Consider the following 20,701-nt stretch of genomic DNA (forward strand, 5'->3'; position numbering starts at 1 on the left):
ATGAACAGAATGACTCCCATTAATAAGCAACTCATTTTGCGAATCGGTACCGTAAGTTTGGTGCTTTCTCTAGTGCTTGGCTTTTTTTCATATTATCTAGCCATCTATGGGGCCGAGAGATTTACGGTTGGCCTTGCCATACAAACTGCCCGTCAATTAATTGAAAAAGATGGTCCATTCGAGGGCGATACTGTTTTTACTAAAAAAGAGGCTGAAATTGCGGTTAAAAATCTAGTTATTTATGGCTTTTTTGATGTTGTGGAAATCTATGATAAAAACTGGATGAGACTGGGTGAGTATGGAAGTGATGCAAGTGAGGCGGTACATCAAGAGTTGGGTATGCATGGCTCCCTAAACGGATTAGTTTCTGAGGCTACTCATGAAGTCCGATATTTGAATGATGGACGTAGGGTTTTTAATGTCGTCGTGCCACTTGGAAAAGATGGTAATGCAAGTCCCAGAGGCTATCTTGAGGCTTTGCGAATCATTCCACCATGGCGAGAAAAGCAATTACTATCAATTGCTTATATTTGCGCTGTAATTGTTGCGATTTCTACGATACTCTCCGGTCTCGCTCTATACCCTTTTATTGCTTCATTAATTCGAGACAGGGAGGCAAAATCAAAAAGATTGCTTAAGTCCAATGTTTTGCTATTGAAGTCTCTTGGGGAGGCTGTGGCTAAACGCGACGGTGAAACCGGCATACATAACTATCGAGTAACGCTCCTTGCAGTCAGAATTGCTGAGGCCTTTGGTTTTGATGTAAGGAAAATGGAATCATTGATTGTTGGAAGTCTGTTGCACGATATTGGAAAGATCGCAATCCCAGATCACATTCTTTTGAAGTCAGGAAAGTTAAGTGAGCAAGAATTTGAAATAATGAAGACTCATGTGAGTCATGGCGAAGATATCGTTAAGAATCGTGAGTGGTTGCATGATGCGCACGATATCGTTAGCGGACACCATGAAAGATGGGATGGGGCTGGTTACCCTAGGGGATTAGCCGGCAATCAAATTCCCTTGGCTGCTCGTATATTTGCTGTTGCAGATGTATTTGATGCCCTATGTTCTAAGCGCCCCTATAAAGAAGCTTTTGATTATGAAACTGCTTTGTCTATTATTCAAAAGGGTAGTGGTTCGCATTTTGATCCAGAAGTGGTTCAAGCTTTTTTGACAATTGTCTACGAACAATATCAGAAACTTAAACGCTCTTCTGAGAAGGAAGTTCACCAAGATCTTGATGGTTGTATTAGTCGCTACCTCACAGCTCAACTTAGCTAAGTTTATCAATTCGGGCCATGACAGAGCCATTGAATATATCCTGACTATGGGGCACTGACTCAGGGTTGATTATGGGTCGGATTAGCTCTATTAGGAGCTTTTGGGTTTAACGGCTCAAACCGGACAATAAGATCTGCTTTGAGCCAACCTAGTCCGCCCATCCATCCTTGGTAGATCAGTACTTGATCTTATTTGCAGTAGCTTAAAGGATACTAAGGGAATTCTTGCATTGACCATATTCGAAACTGCAGTTATGTTGTTGCTATCAATACACTGAAATTTTTATGGTTAAAAGTCCTGCAAAGCGCCTGGTTTTAGTTCTTTCAGCTTCGATTTTTATTAGCGAGAGCTTGATCATGATTGCCCTCAGCCTCTTGCCTGAGCAGTCTATGCTTTCTAATCTTTTGTTGGATTCCTTTGGCTTAGTGATTCTTACTGTTCCAGCAATATACTTCTTGGTGTTTAAGCCCATCACTGAATACGTTAAGCAGTTGCAAAGCGCTCGTAATGAGTTGCGGATTACCTCATCGGCGTTTGAGACGCATGAGGCAATTATGATTACAGACGCCAATCAACAAATTATTCGAGTTAATCAAGCATTTGAGGCTATTACCGGTTACAGGGAAGATGAGGTGCTCGGACAATCTCCCAAAATCCTCCATTCAGATCGACATCCACCAGCATTTCATCAGCAAATTGCTCAAAGAATCAGCGCGACTGGTAAGTGGGATGGGGAAATGTGGTGTAAGCGCAAGGGTGATGAAGTTTTTATAAAGCGAGTAGCTATTTCTGTTATCAAGAACAGTTTGGGCGATGTTGCTAACTATGTTTATTCATTCGTGGACATCACAAAAGAAAAGAAGGCGCAAGAGGAGGTCCTCAGGCTTGCATTTCAAGATCAGCTTACGGGGTTATCTAATCGCAAGCTTTTGCAGCATGAGCTAACAGAGAGATTGGCGATAACACACAAAAACCAAGAATATAACGCCCTGGTTTTATTAGATATTGATTATTTTAAAAGTCTGAATGACACGCTAGGTCATGACTATGGCGATAGCTTCTTGGTGGAGGTGGCAAACCGTCTAAGGTTCATTGTCGATAGTAAGAAATGTATTTACCGCATTGGTGGAGATGAGTTCGTGGTGCTTTTGGATAATTTAGGGGTAGATCCAAAACAGGCGCAGAATAATCTGGCGATTTTGGCCGAGAGAATTCGAGAAGGCTTGGCTGAGGTTTATATTCTGCCGCCTTTTGAGCATCATGCACAAGCTAGTTTAGGTACCTGCCTCTTTACGGGTCATGCTCGCCCAACAAAAGAGCTACTCAAGTGTGTGGAAATTGCAATGTATGAAGCCAAAGGACAGGGCGGCAATAGGGTAGTGCATTTTGACCAGAATATGAAAGCGGGTCTAGAGGAAAAGGCCAATTTAGTGGCAGATCTGCATTCCGCTATCTCCAATAATCAGTTGCAATTGTTCTATCAAATTCAGGTTGATGCCAACCATAAGCCGATTGGCGCTGAGGCGCTGATGCGCTGGGATCATCCCACTTTGGGCATGATCCCTCCTAGCCAATTTATTGCGATTGCTGAAGAGAGCTCCCTCATCGTGGAGCTTGGTGATTGGGGCTTAGAAGTTGCTTGCCGCCAGCTTGGCACGTGGAGAGCAAGTGAGAGCACGCGTAAAAACTTAGTACTTGCCTATAACGTCAGTGCAAAGCAATTTAAGCAGCCCAACTTTGTGGAGAACTTAGAGACCCTGATTCATCGCTACGATGTAGATCCATGCTTGCTGAAGCTTGAGCTAACAGAGACTTTGGCTTTAGATAATCTAGATTATGTGATCTCTAAAATGCATGAACTGAAGGTAAGGTTAGGCGTTAGTCTTTCTTTGGATGATTTTGGTACTGGATACTCTTCACTCTCTTACTTGAAGCAAATGCCGTTCGATCAAGTGAAGATCGATCAAGGCTTTATTAGGGGAATGACATCGGATCCCGGGGATGCATCTTTAGTCAAAACTATGATCGACATGTCTAAAAATCTCAATCTTGAGGTGATTGCTGAAGGTGTTGAAACTCCTGAGGAATTTGCGTTGCTAGAGCAATATGGTTGTGCAAACTATCAAGGCTATTTATTTGGTAAGCCTCTTCCTATCAATGAGTTTGAGAGGATAACCATTCATTAAGTGGGTTGAGTTGGGGCGCATAATACTATGCACTCCTTACGCCGCCAAAGCGGTTGATTTATTGATTGAATCTAAACATAATCAACTAACACCAATTAACTTACTAGTTTGATGAAAGTTGGTGAAGTGAACTCCTAACATAATATGTTTCTCCAGTCTTTGGGGTAGCCTGTTCTTTTTAGAGGTTGTCTTCTATGGGTCGATAAGAGCCTAGTTGCAGAGTCTGCTACAGATGACTCAAATCGGCCATAAGCAGCCATATCCCAGATGACACCTTAAGGCATTATTTTCAGGATTTTTATACAAATCCACTCAAATCTTTATAACTTTTTTACATACTTCTTTATAAGATCAAACCATCTAATTGGATAGAGGTGGATATGAGCTTATTGTTTCTCGGATGCATTTTTATATTTCTTGCACTGACCATTGGTCTGGCTAAGGGTTGTGCACGATTGAGGGGTGAAAAATGAACTTTATTCAGATCATTAGTGGCTTAGCCGCTGTATTGCTTTTAATTTATTTAGTTGCTGCACTATTAAATCCAGAGGACTTCTCATGAGCACCCATGCTATTTTGACAATTGTTCTTTATGTTGGGGTCTTATTGCTTTTAGCTTATCCCCTTGGAGGCTTCATTAACAATGTGATGAGCGGTCAAGCCATTGCCTCTAAGAAACCTTTTAGATCAATTGAAGGTTTCATATACAAGGTATGTGGCATTGATCCAGATGTTGAGATGAGCTGGTTAAGCTATGCAATTGGATTAATTACTTTCAATATCCTTGGTGTTTTATTTGTCTTTGGATTGCAGTTATTTCAGAGTGTCCTTCCTCTAAATCCCCAGGGCTTAGCGAGCATTTCCCCTGATTCATCCTTTAATACAGCCATTAGTTTTGCCACGAACACTAATTGGCAGGCTTATGTAGGTGAGGGAACAATGAGTTATCTCACCCAAATGCTGGGCCTCACAACACAAAACTTCCTATCTGCTGCAAGCGGCATTGTTGTCGTGATTGCACTTATTCGTGGCTTTGCTAGAAATAGCATTAAGACAATTGGTAATCTTTGGGTGGATTTAACCCGCATTACCCTATACGTGTTGGTACCCATTGCAGTTGTATATGCAATCTTTCTAGTTGGTCAGGGCTCCATTCAGAACTTTGATGCATACAAGGATGTCAAAACAGTTGAGGTAACTAAGTTTGATGCGCCTAGGCTTGATGCCGATGGTCAACCACTAAAAGATGAAAAGGGCGCAGCTTTAACAGAGTCAGCTTCGACAGATCGGCAAACCTTGCCAATGGGCCCAGTTGCCTCTCAAGAGGCAATCAAAATGTTGGGCACTAATGGTGGCGGATTCTTTAATGCGAACTCCGCACATCCATACGAAAACCCAACACCTTTATCTAATTTCATTCAGATTCTGTCTATCTTTTTGATTCCAGCTGCATTGTGTTTTACCTTTGGGCGAATGGTTGGAGATAAACGACAAGGATGGGTAGTTTTAGTAACAATGCTACTCATTTTCTTAGCGGTGACTTTTACCGCCGTTCATTTCGAGTCTCAAGCGAATCCAGTTATTACTAGCCTAGGTGTAGATGGCGCTATGGGAAATATGGAGGGCAAAGAAACTCGCTTTGGAATCGATGATTCCAGTATTTTTGCAAGCATAACAACGCTTGCTTCCTGCGGTGCAGTCAATTCAATGCATGATTCTTTTATGCCAATGGGCGGCTTTGTTCCTCTTTGGAACATGATGCTTGGTGAGGTCGTATTTGGTGGTGTAGGAACAGGTCTTTATGGAATGCTTGTCTTTGCCATACTTGCGGTCTTTATTGCTGGCTTGATGATTGGCCGGACACCTGAGTATCTAGGTAAAAAGATTGAGTCATACGAAATGAAGATGGTCGCAATTGCCATCTTAGTTACTCCTATCTTGGTATTGGTGGGCACAGCAATTGCGGTGATGAGTGTCGATGGGGTTGCGGGAATTGCCAATCCTGGCGCTCATGGTTTTTCTGAGATTTTGTATGCGTTTACCTCGGCCGCTAATAACAACGGTAGTGCCTTTGCAGGTCTCTCGGCTAATACCCCTTTCTATAACAGCTTGTTAGCGATTGCAATGTGGTTTGGTCGTTTCGGAGTCATCGTGCCAGTGCTTGCGTTAGCCGGGGCATTCGCAGCCAAAAAGAAAATAGCGGTGAATGAGGGGACTATGCCTACGCACGGACCACTCTTTGTTGTCCTCTTGGCTGGCACCGTGATTTTGGTTGGAGCATTGAACTATGTGCCAGCCCTTGCTCTTGGCCCCATTGTTGAGCAGTTAATGCTCCCAGTGATTCATTAATTAATCTCGGAGATAAAAATGACTAAAAGAAAATTAGGCATGTTTGATGCCGAGTTAGTAAAACCAGCCATTGTGGATAGCTTTAGAAAGTTAAGCCCGTCAATTCAATGGCGAAACCCAGTGATGTTTGTTGTCTATATCGGCAGCATCCTGACTACCTTGCTGTGGATTCAGTCTTTATATGGTGAAGGTGAGGCCTCTTCTAGTTTTATCCTAGGCGTCATGCTTTGGCTTTGGTTCACAGTGCTCTTTGCGAATTTTGCTGAAGCATTAGCGGAGGGGCGTAGTAAGGCTCAAGCAGCATCGCTGAGGGGCTTAAAGAAAGAGACATGGGCTAAGAAGGTAAAAGCGGCCAATATTCCTGAAAATTGGGATAGCCGTCCAGCATCAGAGCTTGTCTCTGCAACACAGTTGCGAAAAGGCGATATTTTTATTGCTGAGGCAAATGATGTGATTGCTGCAGATGGTGAAGTGATTGCAGGGGTTGCGTCTGTTGATGAGTCTGCTATTACAGGTGAATCAGCCCCGGTTATTCGTGAGTCTGGAGGAGATTTTTCTTCAGTAACTGGAGGTACTCGTGTTTTATCTGACTGGATTGTGGTTCGCGTAACCGTTAATCCTGGCGAGACCTTCATTGATCGAATGATCTCGATGGTAGAAAACGCTAAGCGTCAAAAGACGCCAAATGAAATCGCTTTAACAATTTTATTGGTGGCGCTAACAATCGTTTTCTTGGTGGTGGTTGCAACTTTGCTACCGTTTTCTATGTTTAGCGTTGCTGCAAGTGGCAGCGGATCACCAATTCAGATAACAGTACTCATTGCGCTACTGGTTTGTTTGATTCCTACAACTATCGCGGGTTTGTTATCTGCAATTGGAGTTGCCGGAATGAGCCGTATGATGGCCGCCAATGTCATTGCAACCTCTGGCCGTGCTGTGGAAGCTGCAGGGGACGTCGATGTGCTCTTGCTAGACAAAACTGGCACTATCACCTTGGGCAATCGTCAGGCATCCAATTTTGTAGCTGCATCTGGAGTAACCGAGGCAGAACTTGCTGATATTGCCCAATTAGCATCATTGGCAGATGAAACTCCCGAGGGCAGAAGTATCGTTATCCTCGCCAAGCAGAAATTTAATATCAGGGAGCGGGAGATCAACTCCATTGGCGCTCAATTTGTGCCATTTACTGCTCAAACTCGTATGAGTGGCGTGGATATGAATGGCGAGCAAATCCGTAAAGGCGCTGCAAGTGCGATTCAAAAACATATTGAATCCTTGGGTAGCCAATTTCCTCAGGAAGTTCTAAAAGCGGTTGATGACGTATCTCGACGCGGAAGCACACCTTTAGTTGTATCGCAAGGTACACGTGTTATGGGCGTAGTTGAGCTCAAAGACATTGTTAAAGGCGGCATCAAGGAGCGCTTTAACGAACTTCGTCAGATGGGTATTCGTACCATCATGATTACTGGTGACAATAAATTGACTGCTGCTGCTATTGCTGCTGAAGCGGGGGTGGATGATTTCCTAGCTGAGGCAACACCAGAAGACAAGCTTGCTTTGATTCGCAAACATCAATCAGAAGGCCGTTTAGTGGCGATGACTGGAGACGGAACAAATGATGCTCCAGCGCTAGCGCAAGCAGACGTAGCCGTGGCCATGAACTCTGGCACTCAAGCCGCTAAAGAGGCGGGCAACATGGTTGATCTGGATTCCAACCCTACTAAGTTGATTGAGGTTGTGGAGACAGGTAAGCAGATGCTCATGACTCGTGGATCATTAACGACATTTAGTATTGCTAACGACGTAGCTAAATACTTTGCCATTATTCCAGCAGCTTTTGTGGCGACATATCCGCAGCTTGAGGCATTAAATGTGATGCATCTCTCTAGTCCGTCATCGGCCATTTTGTCTGCGGTGATCTTTAACGCCTTGATCATTATTTTCTTGATTCCATTGGCGCTAAAGGGAGTTACGTATAAGCCCTTGGGCGCAGCCGCACTCTTGCGCAGAAATATGACGATTTATGGCTTAGGCGGTCTTATCGCTCCATTTATTGGCATCAAGATCATTGATTTAATTATTTCAGTCATTTGATCGCTAGACGAAATATACAAAGGATAGAAAATGAAATCCATCATGAGAAGTTGTTTAGGGCTATTTGTTTTGTTAACTGTAATTACTGGTGTTATCTATCCAGTATTTGTCACGGGATTGGCGAAGACGCTTTTTCCAAGTAAGGCGGTAGGAAGCATTGTTTATCAAGGCGATCAAGCTATTGGTTCAGAGTTGATTGGGCAAAACTTTACTGATGCTAAGTACTTTTGGGGTAGGCCATCAGCTACTGGGCCCCAACCCTACAATGCCACCGCATCTAGTGGATCAAATCAAGGCCCATTAAATCCAGCCTTGGCAGATGCCGTTAAAGGAAGAATTGAAGCATTGCAGAGCGCTGACACTGCTAATAAATTGCCAATACCAATGGATTTGGTAACTGCCTCAGCTAGTGGCTTGGACCCTGAAATTAGTCCCCAGGCTGCACAATACCAGGCATCTCGAGTAGCAAAGGCTCGCAAAATGAGTATTGATCATGTCAATCAACTCATAGCAGCAAATACACAAGACCGCCAATGGGGAATTTTCGGAGAACCTCGTGTTAATGTATTAAAGCTTAATCTTGCTTTAGATGGAAATTAAACTTAATGCCTGAGTCACGACCAGACCCCGATCAATTACTTGCTCGTATACAGAGCCAAGAAGTTCAGTCTGGTCGAGGTAAATTAAAGATCTTCTTTGGAGCGAATGCTGGGGTAGGTAAAACCTATGCAATGCTTTCTGCCGCTCATGAGCAAAGCAAAAACAAGCGAGTGATTGCTGGTGTCGTAGAGACACACGGTCGAAAAGACACTATAGCATTGCTTGATGGCATAGAAGTTCTACCATTAAAGGAAATTGACTATAGGGGCAAGAAACTCAAGGAATTTGATCTTGACGAAGCCCTGATTGAAAAACCTGATTTAATCCTCATGGATGAGCTTGCTCATTCAAATGCAGTTGGCTCAAGGCATCCGAAGCGTTGGCAGGATGTTGAAGAGCTCTTGGCAGCTGGTATCGACGTCTACTCCACAATCAATGTGCAACATATTGAAACTCTGAACGATATTGTTGGTGGAATTACGGGGGTTAGGGTTTGGGAAACGGTACCAGACCATATATTTGACTCTGCAGACGAAGTTGTTTTAGTTGATCTGCCTCCCGACGAGCTGCTGCAAAGGCTTAAAGATGGGAAAGTGTACCTTCCGCAACAAGCTGAAAGAGCAACTCAAAACTTTTTCCGCAAAGGAAATTTAATTGCGCTACGAGAATTAGCACTACGTCGCTCGGCTGATCGCCTAGATGGCGAAATTATTAAATATCGAAAAGATAACTCGGTATCGAATGTTTGGAAAACGCGTGAGTCTATTTTGGCTTGTATCGGCCCTGGAGATGAGGCAGAGAATGTTATTAGAAGTGCTGCAAGAGTTGCTGCACAGCTTCAAATTCCATGGCATGCCATTTATGTTGAAACTCCTAAATTACAAAACCTCTCTCAAAAGTCTAGGGAACGCATTCTAAAAACTATCTCTATGGCAGAGGAGATGGGGGCAAAAGCAGTGACTGTTGGTGGAAATGATGCGGTTGAGTCCATCATTAATTACGCAAGAGAAAATAACCTTTCCAGGGTCATCGTGGGTACCGGCGCCCTTAGTAGATGGCAAATTTGGAGAAGGGCGTTTTCAGAATCAATTTCTAGACATGCCCCTGATTTAGATGTGCTAAAAATTGCTCAGGGTACAAATTCGACAAGCATTACGCGTGATGGCTTTGATATTGAATCCTTAGTTTGGCAATTAAAAGCTCCTTGGCAATCTTATGCATTGAGCTTGCTAATCTGCGGTATTGCTGGAGTTGTCGCAACACCTCTGAATACCATAGTGGAACTACCAAATATTGCCATGCTGTTTTTGCTGGCAGTCGTTTTGGTATCCGTTAAATTTGGCTTAGGACCATCTTTAATGGCCTCAGTTGTTAATGTACTTGTATTTGACTTCTTCTTCGTGCCGCCACGTTTTTCATTTGCAGTAACTGATGTCCAGTATTTATTTACCTTTGCAGTAATGTTAGTTGTTGGTTTGATTACAGCAAAACTGACTACTGGATTGACTTATCAAGCTAAAGTTGCCAATCGACGCGAACAAAGAGTGAAATCTCTTTACGAGATGTCTAGAGATTTATCGGGTGCCTTGATGACAGAGCAAGTGGCTGAGATTAGTCAGCATTTTGTTGAAATTGAATTCAAAGCTAAATCAACCTTGTTATTGGCTGACGATGATAATCAGTTGTTAGAAATTGCTATAGATAAGAAAGCCAATATTCAGGCAGATTTAGCCATTGCTCAATGGGCTTTTGATAATTCTAAAGAGGCTGGCAATGGCACTGATTCTTTGCCAGGTGCGCCTTTGCTGTACATTCCTTTGCGAGCACCAATGCGTACTCGTGGAATCTTGGTGATTGATGCTCCAAGTTCTACCCGCTTAAAGTCCCCTGAGCAGCGTAGATTACTCGATACATTTGCTCGTTTGCTGGCAATCTCGTTAGAGCGAATTCATTATGTTTCAGTCGCTCAATGTTCAACGGTACAAATTGAATCAGAACGCTTGAGAAACTCCCTGCTGTCGGCTATTTCACATGATTTACGAACTCCACTCACGGCATTGGTTGGATTGACTGATGCGTTGGAGATGTTAGATGCACCGCTGACTTCCGAGCAAAAAGAGATTGCAGTGCTTTTGCGTGAAAAAGCTTTAAAAATGAGTTCACAAGTAAGTAATCTATTAGATATGGCCCGACTTCAGTCTGGTACGGTCCAATTAAATAAACAATGGTTTCTGATTGAAGAGGCAATTGGTGCCGCCATCAAGGCTGTTGAGTCGGCGAGTGAAGGTAGGCATGTCACAGTGACGTTACCTCCTGATTTGCCCCTATTAAATTTTGATGCGGTTCTGATAGAGCGTGTCTTTATTAATCTTCTAGAAAATGCTTATAAATACACCCCTAAAAACAGCAGCGTATCTATAGGTGCTTCAGTCGCTTCTCCACACTCTGTCGAGATTTGGGTGCAGGATAATGGACCTGGTCTTCCCAGGGGGAAAGAGGAAGATATTTTTAGAAAATTTGAGCGAGGCAATAAGGAGGGTGCAATTTCTGGTGTTGGCCTGGGGCTCACTATTTGCAGGGCCATCATTGAGGCGCATGGCGGCAAGATTACTGGAAAGACAATGGAAGGTGGCGGTGCGCGGTTTACCTTTAGCTTGCCCCGGGGTAATCCCCCTAAAATTGATGTTGAAGATCAGTAGAAGTTGATAAGGTAGCTAGATGTCACAACCAATTCCCGTCGCAATCGTTATCGAGGATGAGCCAAATATTCGTAGGCTTATCAAGATGGCGTTAGAGGCGGAGCAATTTCAGGTATTTGAGGCAGCCACAGTTTCTCGTGGACTAATAGAGGCGGGCTCACGTCAACCGGATGTGGTGTTAGTTGACTTAGGTCTGCCTGATGGTTCGGGCATTGACTTCATTCGAGATATTAGAACTTGGTCAGACGTGCCAATTATTGTGGTTTCTGCCAGAACCCATGAGGATGACAAAATAGAAGCTCTTAATATTGGGGCTGATGATTACCTATCAAAACCTTTTAGCCCTGGGGAGTTAGTAGCAAGAGTCCGAGCGCAGCTACGTAGGCGTTCGATGGCATCCGATAAGGGTGAGACGGTTTTTAAATTTGGAAATATCAATGTTGATTTGACAACAAGGATCGTAAAGCGGGAAGAGGAAGTTCTTCATTTAACCCCCATTGAGTATCGTTTGCTAGCATTTTTAGTAACGCATCCAAATATTGTATTGACCCATAGACAGCTTTTGCTGGGTGTATGGGGACCTAACGATGTTGATAATCATCACTACGTGAGAATTTACATGGGGGCGCTTCGTAAAAAAATTGAAGATGATCCCGCGCAGCCAAAGCATGTCATTACTGAAACTGGTGTTGGATATAGGTTTCTTTTCTAGGGTGGCTTGCCGTGAGCGTCCGCTATGGGTCGATTTTTGACCGTCGCCAACATAACTGGAACGACCGCTTTGGCTGATTAACGGAAGGTGGAGAAGGGCTGAAATCTGATTCCTTTTGATTTTCTATCCGGCTCCAGTCTTGTATTTAACCCCCCGTCTAAGTAACACGGGGGTCTATAAATACATAAAGTAGAAAATATATAGAAAAAACAAGTAGTTAAGTATTTCTAATCCTTTTTGCTTCTCGCCCGAGCGCAGCGAGGACGGATGGCAAAAAGACAACACAACAAAATATTTCCTAAATTGATTGTTTATTTTTAAATAATTGTGTAATCTTATAGTCATACAGTTGTATTACAGGATAAATACATGAAAACAGACATTTTGCTAGCTATGTGGGGTGCTTTAGATAACGCTAATCAAGCAACAAAACCGTATTCATTCCGCCTCCCTATTAGCATTGGAGCCAAGATTGATGCGCTCTGTGAGATGTATCCCCAAAGAAATCGCACCCAACTGGTTGCAGATATTTTGAACGCTGCATTAGATGATCTAGAAAGAACCTTGCCGCACACCTTGGGGGAAGAGTTTGACCCAGAAGCTTTAGGGGTAGAGGATTTTGTCAGTCCTGATGAACCCAAGAGATATCACATCCAAGGCCCAAGAAAAGAGTTTAGAAGATTGGCTGATAAGCATTATGAAAAGCTTGAAGCCGAACTTAAATTGCCAATCAGTAGCTTCCTATATGGTGACTTGGTCATGACCAAAGATAGCTACGGCAAGAAATAGCCATGAAATTCAACCATCTCCTTGCGGGTTTTGACACTATTGAGTGTGCCTATTATTTGAGGGCAGATGGTAATGCTGGTTTTATTTTTCCGATGTTGGCTGTTGAAAAAGAACGCTTACAGCAGACTAAATCCAAGGTGCCTAAAGTGATTAAGCTGGGCACTGAAGAATTTTTGTTGTCTTCTCATGGAACAGCCAGTGGGTTTCCGTTTCTACTTGAGAACGAATTATTTCGAATTCAGTGTGGTGAGTTAAATAAACCCAATTTCTTTGTTACTTATTCTTCATATGCTCTTTGGCATCATGGGGCTATAACGCTCCATCAGCGATTCCTTGAATGGGCTCAGTCAGTCGGCTACATTCCATACCGCCCAGAATCCTTATCAAGATTAGATTTGACGTTTGATTATCAAGTTGATGAAATCGATTTTGATGAAGACTCTTTTGTATCTCAGGTCAGTAAAGATGCCCAGCATCGTAAAAATGGCAAGGTGCAAACCTTTCAATTTGGATCTGGCGATTTGGTTTTACGAATCTATAACAAATGCGATGAAATTGCTGAGCAGAGTAATAAAACTTGGTTCTTTCCAATCTGGGGAGCCGAGCATGACGTTTGGCGCATTGAGTGGCAAACTCGCAAGCCTATCCTCAAGCGATTTGGTATTCGTACCTTTGGTGATCTGTCTGAGCGACAAGGTGATATTTTGCGGTACTTAGTCAATGAGCACACTAAGTTAGCTATTCCAAGCGCTGACACCAATCGTTCACGTTGGAATATTCATCCATTATGGGTAGATTTACAAAATCGTATTGAGATGATCGAAGGTCTAGGGGTCTATCGTGAGTGCGATCCTCAAGCAAGACTTGCAGAGCGTGAGATGCGCGTAGCAATTAGTTTGTATGGTTACGCCAAACGCTTGGGAGCGATTCATAGCTTACAGCGTGGCTACAGTGAAATTGGTTTAGATCAAGTCACTGAGCGTATGGCTCTCTTGATGCATCGTGTTCATGATGAATTTGCATGGAAGGTCGACATTCAACAGCGAATTGATGAGATGCGGGTGGGTAAATCATGAATCCACTTGTTGAGCAAATTCAAAAGCTCGTGAACATTCACTTAGACAGAATTTTGGCTTCGGCTGAAGTTGGTCTACCAACACAGCATCAATTTTTAGCATTACGGAAAGTAGCACTAGATGAGTTTGGAAAGAAGGGGCTCTTACCGGAATTGGAGCTTCTCATAAAACGGCATTATGGATCGGATATAGGGCGGGCCAATACTGCACGAAAGGAGGTGCCCTATGAGTGAGCCAAGAACTCAAGATCGAAGTTATCTACATCGAAGGCGACAAACCCGAGACATCATCAGCGCAGGAAATTAGATTAATCAACCAAATCTTGCCCGAATTGCTTTTAATGATTCAGCAAGCCAGTAGCATGAATGACGAATAAGGAGAGGGAATATGGCAGTCGCACTTTACGCAAGAGTCTCAACTGTACGGCAGGCGGAAAAGAATCTGTCTATTCCCGATCAACTTCGCCAAATGCGAGAGTGGTGTGCCTCTAGAGGCTACAGTATTGGTCATGAATACATAGAAGCAGGGGAGTCTGCTACCGATGATCGCAGACCTGAGTTTCAAATAATGATGTCTGAAGCCACGATTAGTCCCTCTCCATTTGAGGCTATTATTGTTCACAGCCTTTCACGCTTTTATAGAGACTCTTTAGAGTTTGGACTGCATGAGCGAACTTTAAATCGTTCCAATGTAAGACTGATTTCAATCACTCAAGAAACGAGTAATGATCCTGCTGGTGAGATGGCAAGAAAAATATTTTCTGTTTTTGATGAATACAGTAGCAAGGAAAATGGCAAACACACTTTGCGAGCAATGAAAGAAAATGCTCGTCAAGGATTTTGGAATGGCGCTCCCGCACCTTTCGGGTATCGCATTATTGAGGTTGAAGTCGTTGGTAATAATGGAAAACGAAAAAGCAAAATAGCAATTGATCCCGTAGAGTCAATTCTAGTTAAGCGAATCTTTGATCTCTATCTGTATGGGGGCACTAAAGGCTCTATGGGTGCTAAGGATATCGCAACGCATTTGAATGAGACTGGGCAAACCTTAAGAGGCACTCTCTGGTCTAGGGCAAGAGTGCACGAAGTTTTGTCTAATGAAATCTACATTGGGCAGTACTATTTCAATAAGAAAAATAATAAGACTAAGTTGCTAAAACCAGAGTCAGAATGGGTGCCAGTGCCAGTAGATCCTATGATTGATAAGGCCATCTTTGAGGCAACTAAAGCTCGCAAGCAATCACGTTCTTTTGATGTAGTACCGCCAAGGGTAGTAACGACTAAAACACTGTTAACGGGCTTAGCCAAGTGTGGGCTTTGTGGCTCCAGCATGACCTTGATGACCGGTAAAGGTGGCAAGTACCGCTATTACAAATGCGCTACCCGCATTAATAAAGGAGCACGTCTATGTACCAATCCTGCTGTTCCTATGGAAAAGCTTGATCAACTGGTGCTTTCTAACCTTGCAAGCCAGGTTTTCTCAGAAAGCCGTGTGAAGTCCATGCTTGCAGAACTAAAACGTCAGATCAAAGATGGACAGGAAGCCGATGGTGCCGAAATCAAGGTATTGCAGAAGGAGCTCGATTTGCTTCAAACTAAGTCCAGTCGCTTGATGGAGGCCGTAGAAAACAATCTCATTCCAATGGATGAGGTATTGCAAAAGCGAAGCCATCAAATTTCTGCAAGACGGCAAGAAGTTTTGTTAGAGATGGCTGGATATAAGCGTAAGCAGTCAATTCCAGCCGTTAAGCCCAATCAGGTAGGCTTGTTCTGCAACGCTCTTCGTTCTAAGCTATTAGACCGTGATAGCGGCTTTGGTAAGGATTATTTGCGTCACTTGGTAAGTGAGATTCGAGTTACCGCGAAAGAGGCTCAGATCTCAGGCAGTAAAGCCGAACTAGCTAGGGCTGTTGGCTTCTCGAAAAGCAGTGCACCTTTGATGGTGCCCACTTCTGTGAATGGGTGGCTCCTCGACCTGGGCTCGAACCAGGGACCTACGGATTAACAGTCCGGCGCTCTACCGACTGAGCTATCGAGGAATAAGCCGATATTATAGCAAGATGAAATCACTTCTTCCCACTTCTGTGCAGATCCCTAAAGTACTGACCATTGCTGGGTCCGATAGTGGCGGCGGGGCGGGGCTGCAGGCCGATCTCAAGGTGATCACCGCCTTAGGTGGCTATGGGATGTCCGTCATCACCGCAATTACTGCTCAAAATACCTTGGGCGTTACGCGTATTCAGGATGTCGATCTTGATGTGGTTGAGGCTCAGATCGACGCTGTTTTGATGGATATTGGGGCGGATATTGTCAAAATAGGCATGTTAGCCAGTCCAGAAATAGTCCGAACAGTGGCTAAATCTTTACGTAAACACGGCGTCAAACGAATTATTCTGGACCCTGTTTTGCGTGCCACTTCTGGAGCAAGCTTAGGTGGTGACGATACCGCCCAGGCAATGATCTCCGAATTATTTCCGCTTGCCTCACTCGTTACACCAAACTTGGATGAAGCCTCCTTATTGCTAGGTCGTGAGATTAGCGGTCCTAATGATTTCAAATTGGCTGCAGAAGATTTGCTCGAAATGGGACCACAAGCAGTTCTGATTAAAGGCGGTCATTTAGATAGCACGCATACCCAAATTACGGATTACTTAATGTGGCGCACGATTGAAGACGGTTTGGAAGTTTTGCAGACTAAGGAATTCAAGCACTATCGCGTGAATACCGTAAACACTCACGGCACTGGATGCTCTTTAGCGTCTGCAATTGCTACCTACCTTGCTGACAGTCATGATCTGGCTCATGCGGTTGCTAAGGCGATCGCCTATGTAGAAGCTGGTTTAGAGGCGGGCCGCTTCTTAAGTATTGGTGAAGGCCCAGGACCTTTGTGGCACATGCATGACTTTTATCCAACTGCTTTGCTGGATGAAAAAAACAAGCTCTAGAGGTGCTTTTAACCTCAAACCAGCGTGGATATAGACCTTGTTTGCTTTGGCGCCTCTTTCTTTGGATAATAGAGGCTATGAGCAATTTCTTCATTGACGATCAAACAAAAGCTGCTACATCAGCTTTTATGGATAAGGTCGCTCAATACTTTCCAATAGCAAAAGCATTGTTGTTTGGAAGTCGAGCTAGGGGTAGTCATCACGCAGAGAGTGATGCTGATGTTGCTATTCTTTTGAAGGGTCTAGCAACTCCGTTTATGGCGACAAAATTTGCCATGGATGATCTTGCTTACGAGGTTCTTTTGGAGACTGGCATACGTATTCAGCCGCTTCCAATATGGCAGGAAGAATGGGATCATCCAGAGGTTTATTCAAATCCAAGTCTTATTAACAATGTGCGAAACGAAGGCATTGTGCTTTGAAGGCAAAAGAGCTTTTTAGTAAAGCTACAACAGCAGCTGCCTCGGCAAAAATACTATTAAATGCTGGTGATTTTGATGGAGCATGTAATAGAGCCTATTACGCAATGTTCGACGCTGCTCGTGGGGCTTTGCTTGCTTCCGGTGAGGTTCAGTCGGTTGAACATACAAAAACCCATAGCGGCCTCATATCTGTTTTTAGCCTTAAATTAGTAAGAACAGGCCATGTCTCAATTGAATTTGGTAAAGCATTAAATAAGGTCGAGGATCTTCGTTTAATGGGTGATTACAAGGGTGATTTGGTAGCTAAAGAAGATGCTCAATGGGCGGTGGCTCAAGCAAGTGCATTTGTTGAGCATCTTTTAGGAAAATTTGATAAGCGCTAATTCGATTTAAGCCTGCATTAATTCTTGTAAATGCTTAACTGCAGCTTGAGGATCTTTGGCTTGGGTAATGGCTCTCACAACAGCTACTGAACCAACACCACTTTTAGCTACCGCATGAATGCTATCTTGATCAATGCCACCGATCGCTACCAGTGGGTAGTGACTCATTAATTTGACGTACTGATAGAGGCGACCTAAGCCTTGCGGTGCAGTAGGCATTTTCTTCAAATTCGTCGGAAAGACTGCGCCCATCGCAATGTAGCTTGGACAAAAGCGATCTGCATAAGCAAGTTCAGCATAGCCATGCGTACTCAAACCCAGTCTTAAGCCTGCAGAACGAATCTCTTCAAGATTAGCGTCTACTAAATCCTCTTGACCTAAATGCACACCATAAGCGCCAGCATCTATTGCTTCTTGCCAATAATCATTAATGAATAAGAGGGTCTTGCTATCTTTTGCAGCAGCTACGGATTCTTTTATCTGTTTTCTGATCTTGGATTTTTCGTCTGACTTAAAGCGCAGTTGTACGGTTGGTAATTCAGCGTCAACCATGCGTTTGACCCAGTCAGCATCGGGCATAACGCCATACAAGCCTAAGCGTTTTGGACACTCTTTAAAGGCGTTGGGATTCATATTGCGAGTCCAAGGCAGCAAATCAAAATGCTCTGGCCTATTAGGCCATTTAAAGGGATTAAACCCACCATCCTGAGTTGTCATGCGGGACCAAGCTTTACCCAATACTTTTGCATCCGGTTCAATAAATCCCATTTCAATACTAGCTAATGCACCCGCCAATTCGTAATGATCAACCGCCGCTTCGTTATCGATGAGTGGAGGCGGGGAGTTGAGGCTAAAGGCCGGAATAGGTATGCACAAATCTTCATTGCGATGCGCGGCAACAATTTGGTCGGCTAGGTCACGAATCAGGCTCATAAGCTCAGTGTACTTAACTTAGTATCTTTATAAAACTACGATTGATGCCAAAAAGGAGTGCCCACCAAAGGAGTACTTGCTTGGGCTGATTCTTGGGGTTTCATGGCGCCAGATAAATAGGCTGCGCGCCCTGCATCCACTGCCATCGCAAAGGCTTTGGCCATCACGACAGGATCATCTGCCAGGGCTACTGCAGTATTGAGTAATACACCATCAAATCCCCATTCCATGACGGTGCAGGCATGCGAAGGAAGCCCAAGACCAGCATCTACCAAGAGCGGAACCTTCAGCCGATCGCGCAATAGTTTCATGGCATAGGGATTTAAAGGTCCTTGACCAGTACCAATAGGGGCTGCCCAAGGCATGATCGCCTGACATCCAACATCAACCAGTCGTTGGCACAAAATCAGATCTTCAGTGCAATACGGCAACACCTTAAAACCATCTTTAATCAAAGTCTCTGCTGTTTGTACTAAACGCAAGACATCGGGTTGCAAAGTGTAATCATCACCAATGAGTTCTAACTTGATCCAATCCGTTTCAAAAACTTCTCGGGCCATTTGAGCTGTTGCAATGACTTCTTGTGGACTATGGCAGCCAGCAGTATTCGGTAGGACAGGTACGGCCATCTTCTTGAGTAAATGCCAAAAGCCACTATGCGCCTCTGCAGTTGAGCTACCTTGACGGCGCAAACTCACAGTAATCATGGCGGGATTAGATGCCTGCACGGCGTTCTCTAAAACCTGCGGTGAAGGATAGCGCGAGGTACCCAAAAGCAATCGACTCGCAAAGCTCTCACCATAGAGGACAAGAGTATCAGCGCTATTGAGCTTGCTTGGTAGGGGTGCGTTCATTTCAACTTCACTCTTATATTCATCGAGATCAGCCACCAGTAACTGGGGCGATGACTTCAATTTGGTCATTCTCATTCAAGACAAAATCAGCGTGCTTCGTCTTGGGAACAAAATTCAGATTTACTGCTACAGCGTATGGTGGTTTTGCATTAATCAAAGCTAGCGCATCGGCAACCATGCTTTTGCTTGGCATCTCATACTCTACTTGATTGACGATTACGCGCATACCGCCTCTATACGATTATTGTCATGGGTAATGCTCAAACCCAATTCCAATGCAGTCTTGCTAGATCCTTGCTCTAAAACTTGCAAGGCGCAATCGAGCACCGCTGGTGAAATCATAAAACCATGGCGATATAAGCCATTGATCATGATCAAATCAACCAGCCCTTTATCTTTTATGGTTCGTATTTCTGGGAGATTATTTTTGAGAGTCGGGCGACACTGCGTAGCCATCTCCAGAATACGTGCCTCAGCAAAGCCACTATGCACTGTGTAGACCGCGCTAAGCAATTCCATGGCCGAGCGCACACTCATTTCCGATAAGTCATCGGATTCAATCTCAGTAGCACCCACTACATAAATATCATTTTCTTTTGGGGCAATATAAATCGGGTAGCGCGGATGAATGAGGCGTGTAGGGCGGCGCAACTTCACTTCTGGAGCATAGAGTCGCACAACTTCGCCACGCACGCCACGTAAGTTATTCGGTGTCTCACTAGAAGACCAAGACGCTTTAGCGCCCGTACCGCGGCAATCAATCACCGCTCTATAGGCAGTTTGTTTGCGCAACTCCTGTGGGTCAATCTCGGTGTGCCAGTGGCATTGAACCTGAAGCACTGCTAATTCATCGACTAGTGCATCCAGTAATTGGCGATTATCCAATTGCCCTTCATGCGGTAAATACAACCCCTGATTAAAGCGATCCGCAACGCCAGGTTCAAGTTCACGCAATGCTTCATTATTGAGTCTTAGCGGTGCACTTAAGTCAGAGTTGCTGCGACAGTTTTTTTCCAGATGCGCAGCAAAGCGTTCTGCATCACTAGCATCTTGTCGATGCCACAAAATTAATGTGCCATCTTGCTGAAAGTAAACCGGCTTAGTCAAACTTGCGATGATCTCTTTCCAGCGAGGCAGACTATGCAAACCCATGCACACCACAGAATCTTCGGTAATTGCAGATTCGGCTAATGGCGCTAACATCGCCGCCGCAATCCGCGCAGCAGCATGGGCTCCATCAGGACCACCCTTATCAAATAGATCAACTTGAGCGCCACCTCTAGCAAGCGCAAGAGCTAGTAAGCGACCCATGAGGCCGCCACCAACAATCGCGTACTTGCTATTAGAGAAGCTTGCGCTAGTCATCAATTACCTAATCA

19 protein-coding genes and 1 tRNA gene are annotated in these 20,701 nt (G+C 44.1%); 15 read left to right on the forward strand and 5 right to left on the reverse strand.

Annotated features, from left to right (window positions below):
- The 12 genes from ICN33_RS09060 (at position 1) to ICN33_RS10500 (ending at position 15,790) form a co-directional block, all read left to right on the forward strand.
- Positions 1-1,281, forward strand: coding sequence for an HD-GYP domain-containing protein (locus ICN33_RS09060; protein ID WP_216196272.1), 1,281 nt, complete (start codon positions 1-3; stop codon positions 1,279-1,281).
- 284 nt (positions 1,282-1,565) lie between these two features.
- Positions 1,566-3,467, forward strand: a complete 1,902-nt coding sequence (locus ICN33_RS09065) for a bifunctional diguanylate cyclase/phosphodiesterase (RefSeq protein WP_216196273.1) — start codon at positions 1,566-1,568, stop codon at positions 3,465-3,467.
- 469 nt (positions 3,468-3,936) lie between these two features.
- The gene (kdpF, locus tag ICN33_RS09070) at positions 3,937-4,029 is read left to right on the forward strand and encodes a K(+)-transporting ATPase subunit F (RefSeq protein ID WP_215277305.1); all 93 of its coding nucleotides are present in this window, start codon (positions 3,937-3,939) and stop codon (positions 4,027-4,029) included.
- The gene (gene kdpA, locus ICN33_RS09075; protein WP_216196274.1) at positions 4,026-5,816 is read left to right on the forward strand and encodes a potassium-transporting ATPase subunit KdpA; all 1,791 of its coding nucleotides are present in this window, start codon (positions 4,026-4,028) and stop codon (positions 5,814-5,816) included. The genes kdpF and kdpA overlap by 4 nt, the downstream gene beginning before the upstream one ends.
- Before the next feature lie 18 nt (positions 5,817-5,834).
- Entirely contained in the window at positions 5,835-7,910 is a 2,076-nt protein-coding gene (kdpB, locus tag ICN33_RS09080; protein ID WP_216196275.1) for a potassium-transporting ATPase subunit KdpB, read from the forward strand.
- Between the two features lie 30 nt (positions 7,911-7,940).
- Positions 7,941-8,510 (forward strand): potassium-transporting ATPase subunit KdpC, encoded by a 570-nt coding sequence (kdpC, locus tag ICN33_RS09085; protein WP_216196276.1) that lies wholly within the window; start codon positions 7,941-7,943, stop codon positions 8,508-8,510.
- Between the two features lie 5 nt (positions 8,511-8,515).
- Positions 8,516-11,209 (forward strand): DUF4118 domain-containing protein, encoded by a 2,694-nt coding sequence (locus tag ICN33_RS09090; RefSeq protein ID WP_216196277.1) that lies wholly within the window; start codon positions 8,516-8,518, stop codon positions 11,207-11,209.
- Positions 11,210-11,228: 19 nt separating this feature from the next.
- Entirely contained in the window at positions 11,229-11,921 is a 693-nt protein-coding gene (locus tag ICN33_RS09095) for a response regulator (protein WP_216196278.1), read from the forward strand.
- A 369-nt stretch (positions 11,922-12,290) separates the two neighbouring features.
- Positions 12,291-12,710, forward strand: coding sequence for a hypothetical protein (locus ICN33_RS09100; RefSeq protein WP_216196279.1), 420 nt, complete (start codon positions 12,291-12,293; stop codon positions 12,708-12,710).
- 2 nt (positions 12,711-12,712) lie between these two features.
- On the forward strand, positions 12,713-13,786 hold the full coding sequence (locus tag ICN33_RS09105; RefSeq protein WP_216196280.1) for a hypothetical protein: 1,074 nt from the start codon (positions 12,713-12,715) through the stop codon (positions 13,784-13,786).
- A gap of 229 nt (positions 13,787-14,015) precedes the next feature.
- Complete coding sequence (locus ICN33_RS09110) at positions 14,016-14,162, forward strand: hypothetical protein (RefSeq protein WP_216196281.1); 147 nt, start codon at positions 14,016-14,018, stop codon at positions 14,160-14,162.
- Positions 14,163-14,173: 11 nt separating this feature from the next.
- Positions 14,174-15,790, forward strand: coding sequence for a recombinase family protein (locus ICN33_RS10500; RefSeq protein WP_370623254.1), 1,617 nt, complete (start codon positions 14,174-14,176; stop codon positions 15,788-15,790).
- Here ICN33_RS10500 and ICN33_RS09125 read toward each other — a convergent pair.
- Positions 15,749-15,824, reverse strand: a tRNA-Asn gene (locus tag ICN33_RS09125). The genes ICN33_RS10500 and ICN33_RS09125 overlap by 42 nt on opposite strands.
- 21 nt (positions 15,825-15,845) lie before the next feature.
- On the opposite strand from ICN33_RS09125, the gene thiD reads away from it, so the two are divergent.
- The 3 genes from thiD (at position 15,846) to ICN33_RS09140 (ending at position 17,535) form a co-directional block, all read left to right on the forward strand.
- Positions 15,846-16,730: a bifunctional hydroxymethylpyrimidine kinase/phosphomethylpyrimidine kinase gene (thiD, locus tag ICN33_RS09130; protein ID WP_216196282.1), complete on the forward strand. Its 885-nt coding sequence runs from the start codon at positions 15,846-15,848 to the stop codon at positions 16,728-16,730.
- A gap of 77 nt (positions 16,731-16,807) precedes the next feature.
- Positions 16,808-17,152 (forward strand): nucleotidyltransferase domain-containing protein, encoded by a 345-nt coding sequence (locus tag ICN33_RS09135; protein ID WP_216196283.1) that lies wholly within the window; start codon positions 16,808-16,810, stop codon positions 17,150-17,152.
- Complete coding sequence (locus ICN33_RS09140; protein WP_216196284.1) at positions 17,149-17,535, forward strand: HEPN domain-containing protein; 387 nt, start codon at positions 17,149-17,151, stop codon at positions 17,533-17,535. Before ICN33_RS09135 ends, ICN33_RS09140 begins: the two co-directional genes overlap by 4 nt.
- A gap of 6 nt (positions 17,536-17,541) precedes the next feature.
- Here ICN33_RS09140 and thiE read toward each other — a convergent pair whose 3' ends face one another.
- The 4 genes from thiE to ICN33_RS09160 are packed head-to-tail and all read right to left on the reverse strand — an operon-like array spanning position 17,542 to position 20,687.
- Complete coding sequence (gene thiE / locus ICN33_RS09145) at positions 17,542-18,468, reverse strand: thiamine phosphate synthase (protein WP_216196285.1); 927 nt, start codon at positions 18,466-18,468, stop codon at positions 17,542-17,544.
- 35 nt (positions 18,469-18,503) lie between these two features.
- Positions 18,504-19,322, reverse strand: a complete 819-nt coding sequence (locus ICN33_RS09150; protein WP_216196616.1) for a thiazole synthase — start codon at positions 19,320-19,322, stop codon at positions 18,504-18,506.
- A 28-nt stretch (positions 19,323-19,350) separates the two neighbouring features.
- Positions 19,351-19,548: a sulfur carrier protein ThiS gene (gene thiS / locus ICN33_RS09155; protein WP_216196286.1), complete on the reverse strand. Its 198-nt coding sequence runs from the start codon at positions 19,546-19,548 to the stop codon at positions 19,351-19,353.
- The gene (locus ICN33_RS09160) at positions 19,539-20,687 is read right to left on the reverse strand and encodes an FAD-dependent oxidoreductase (protein WP_216196287.1); all 1,149 of its coding nucleotides are present in this window, start codon (positions 20,685-20,687) and stop codon (positions 19,539-19,541) included. The genes thiS and ICN33_RS09160 overlap by 10 nt, the downstream gene beginning before the upstream one ends.
- Between the last annotated feature and the right edge of the window lie 14 nt (positions 20,688-20,701).

The organism is Polynucleobacter sp. UB-Tiil-W10, assembly GCF_018881605.1.
In the GTDB taxonomy this organism is placed as follows: Bacteria; Pseudomonadota; Gammaproteobacteria; order Burkholderiales; family Burkholderiaceae; genus Polynucleobacter.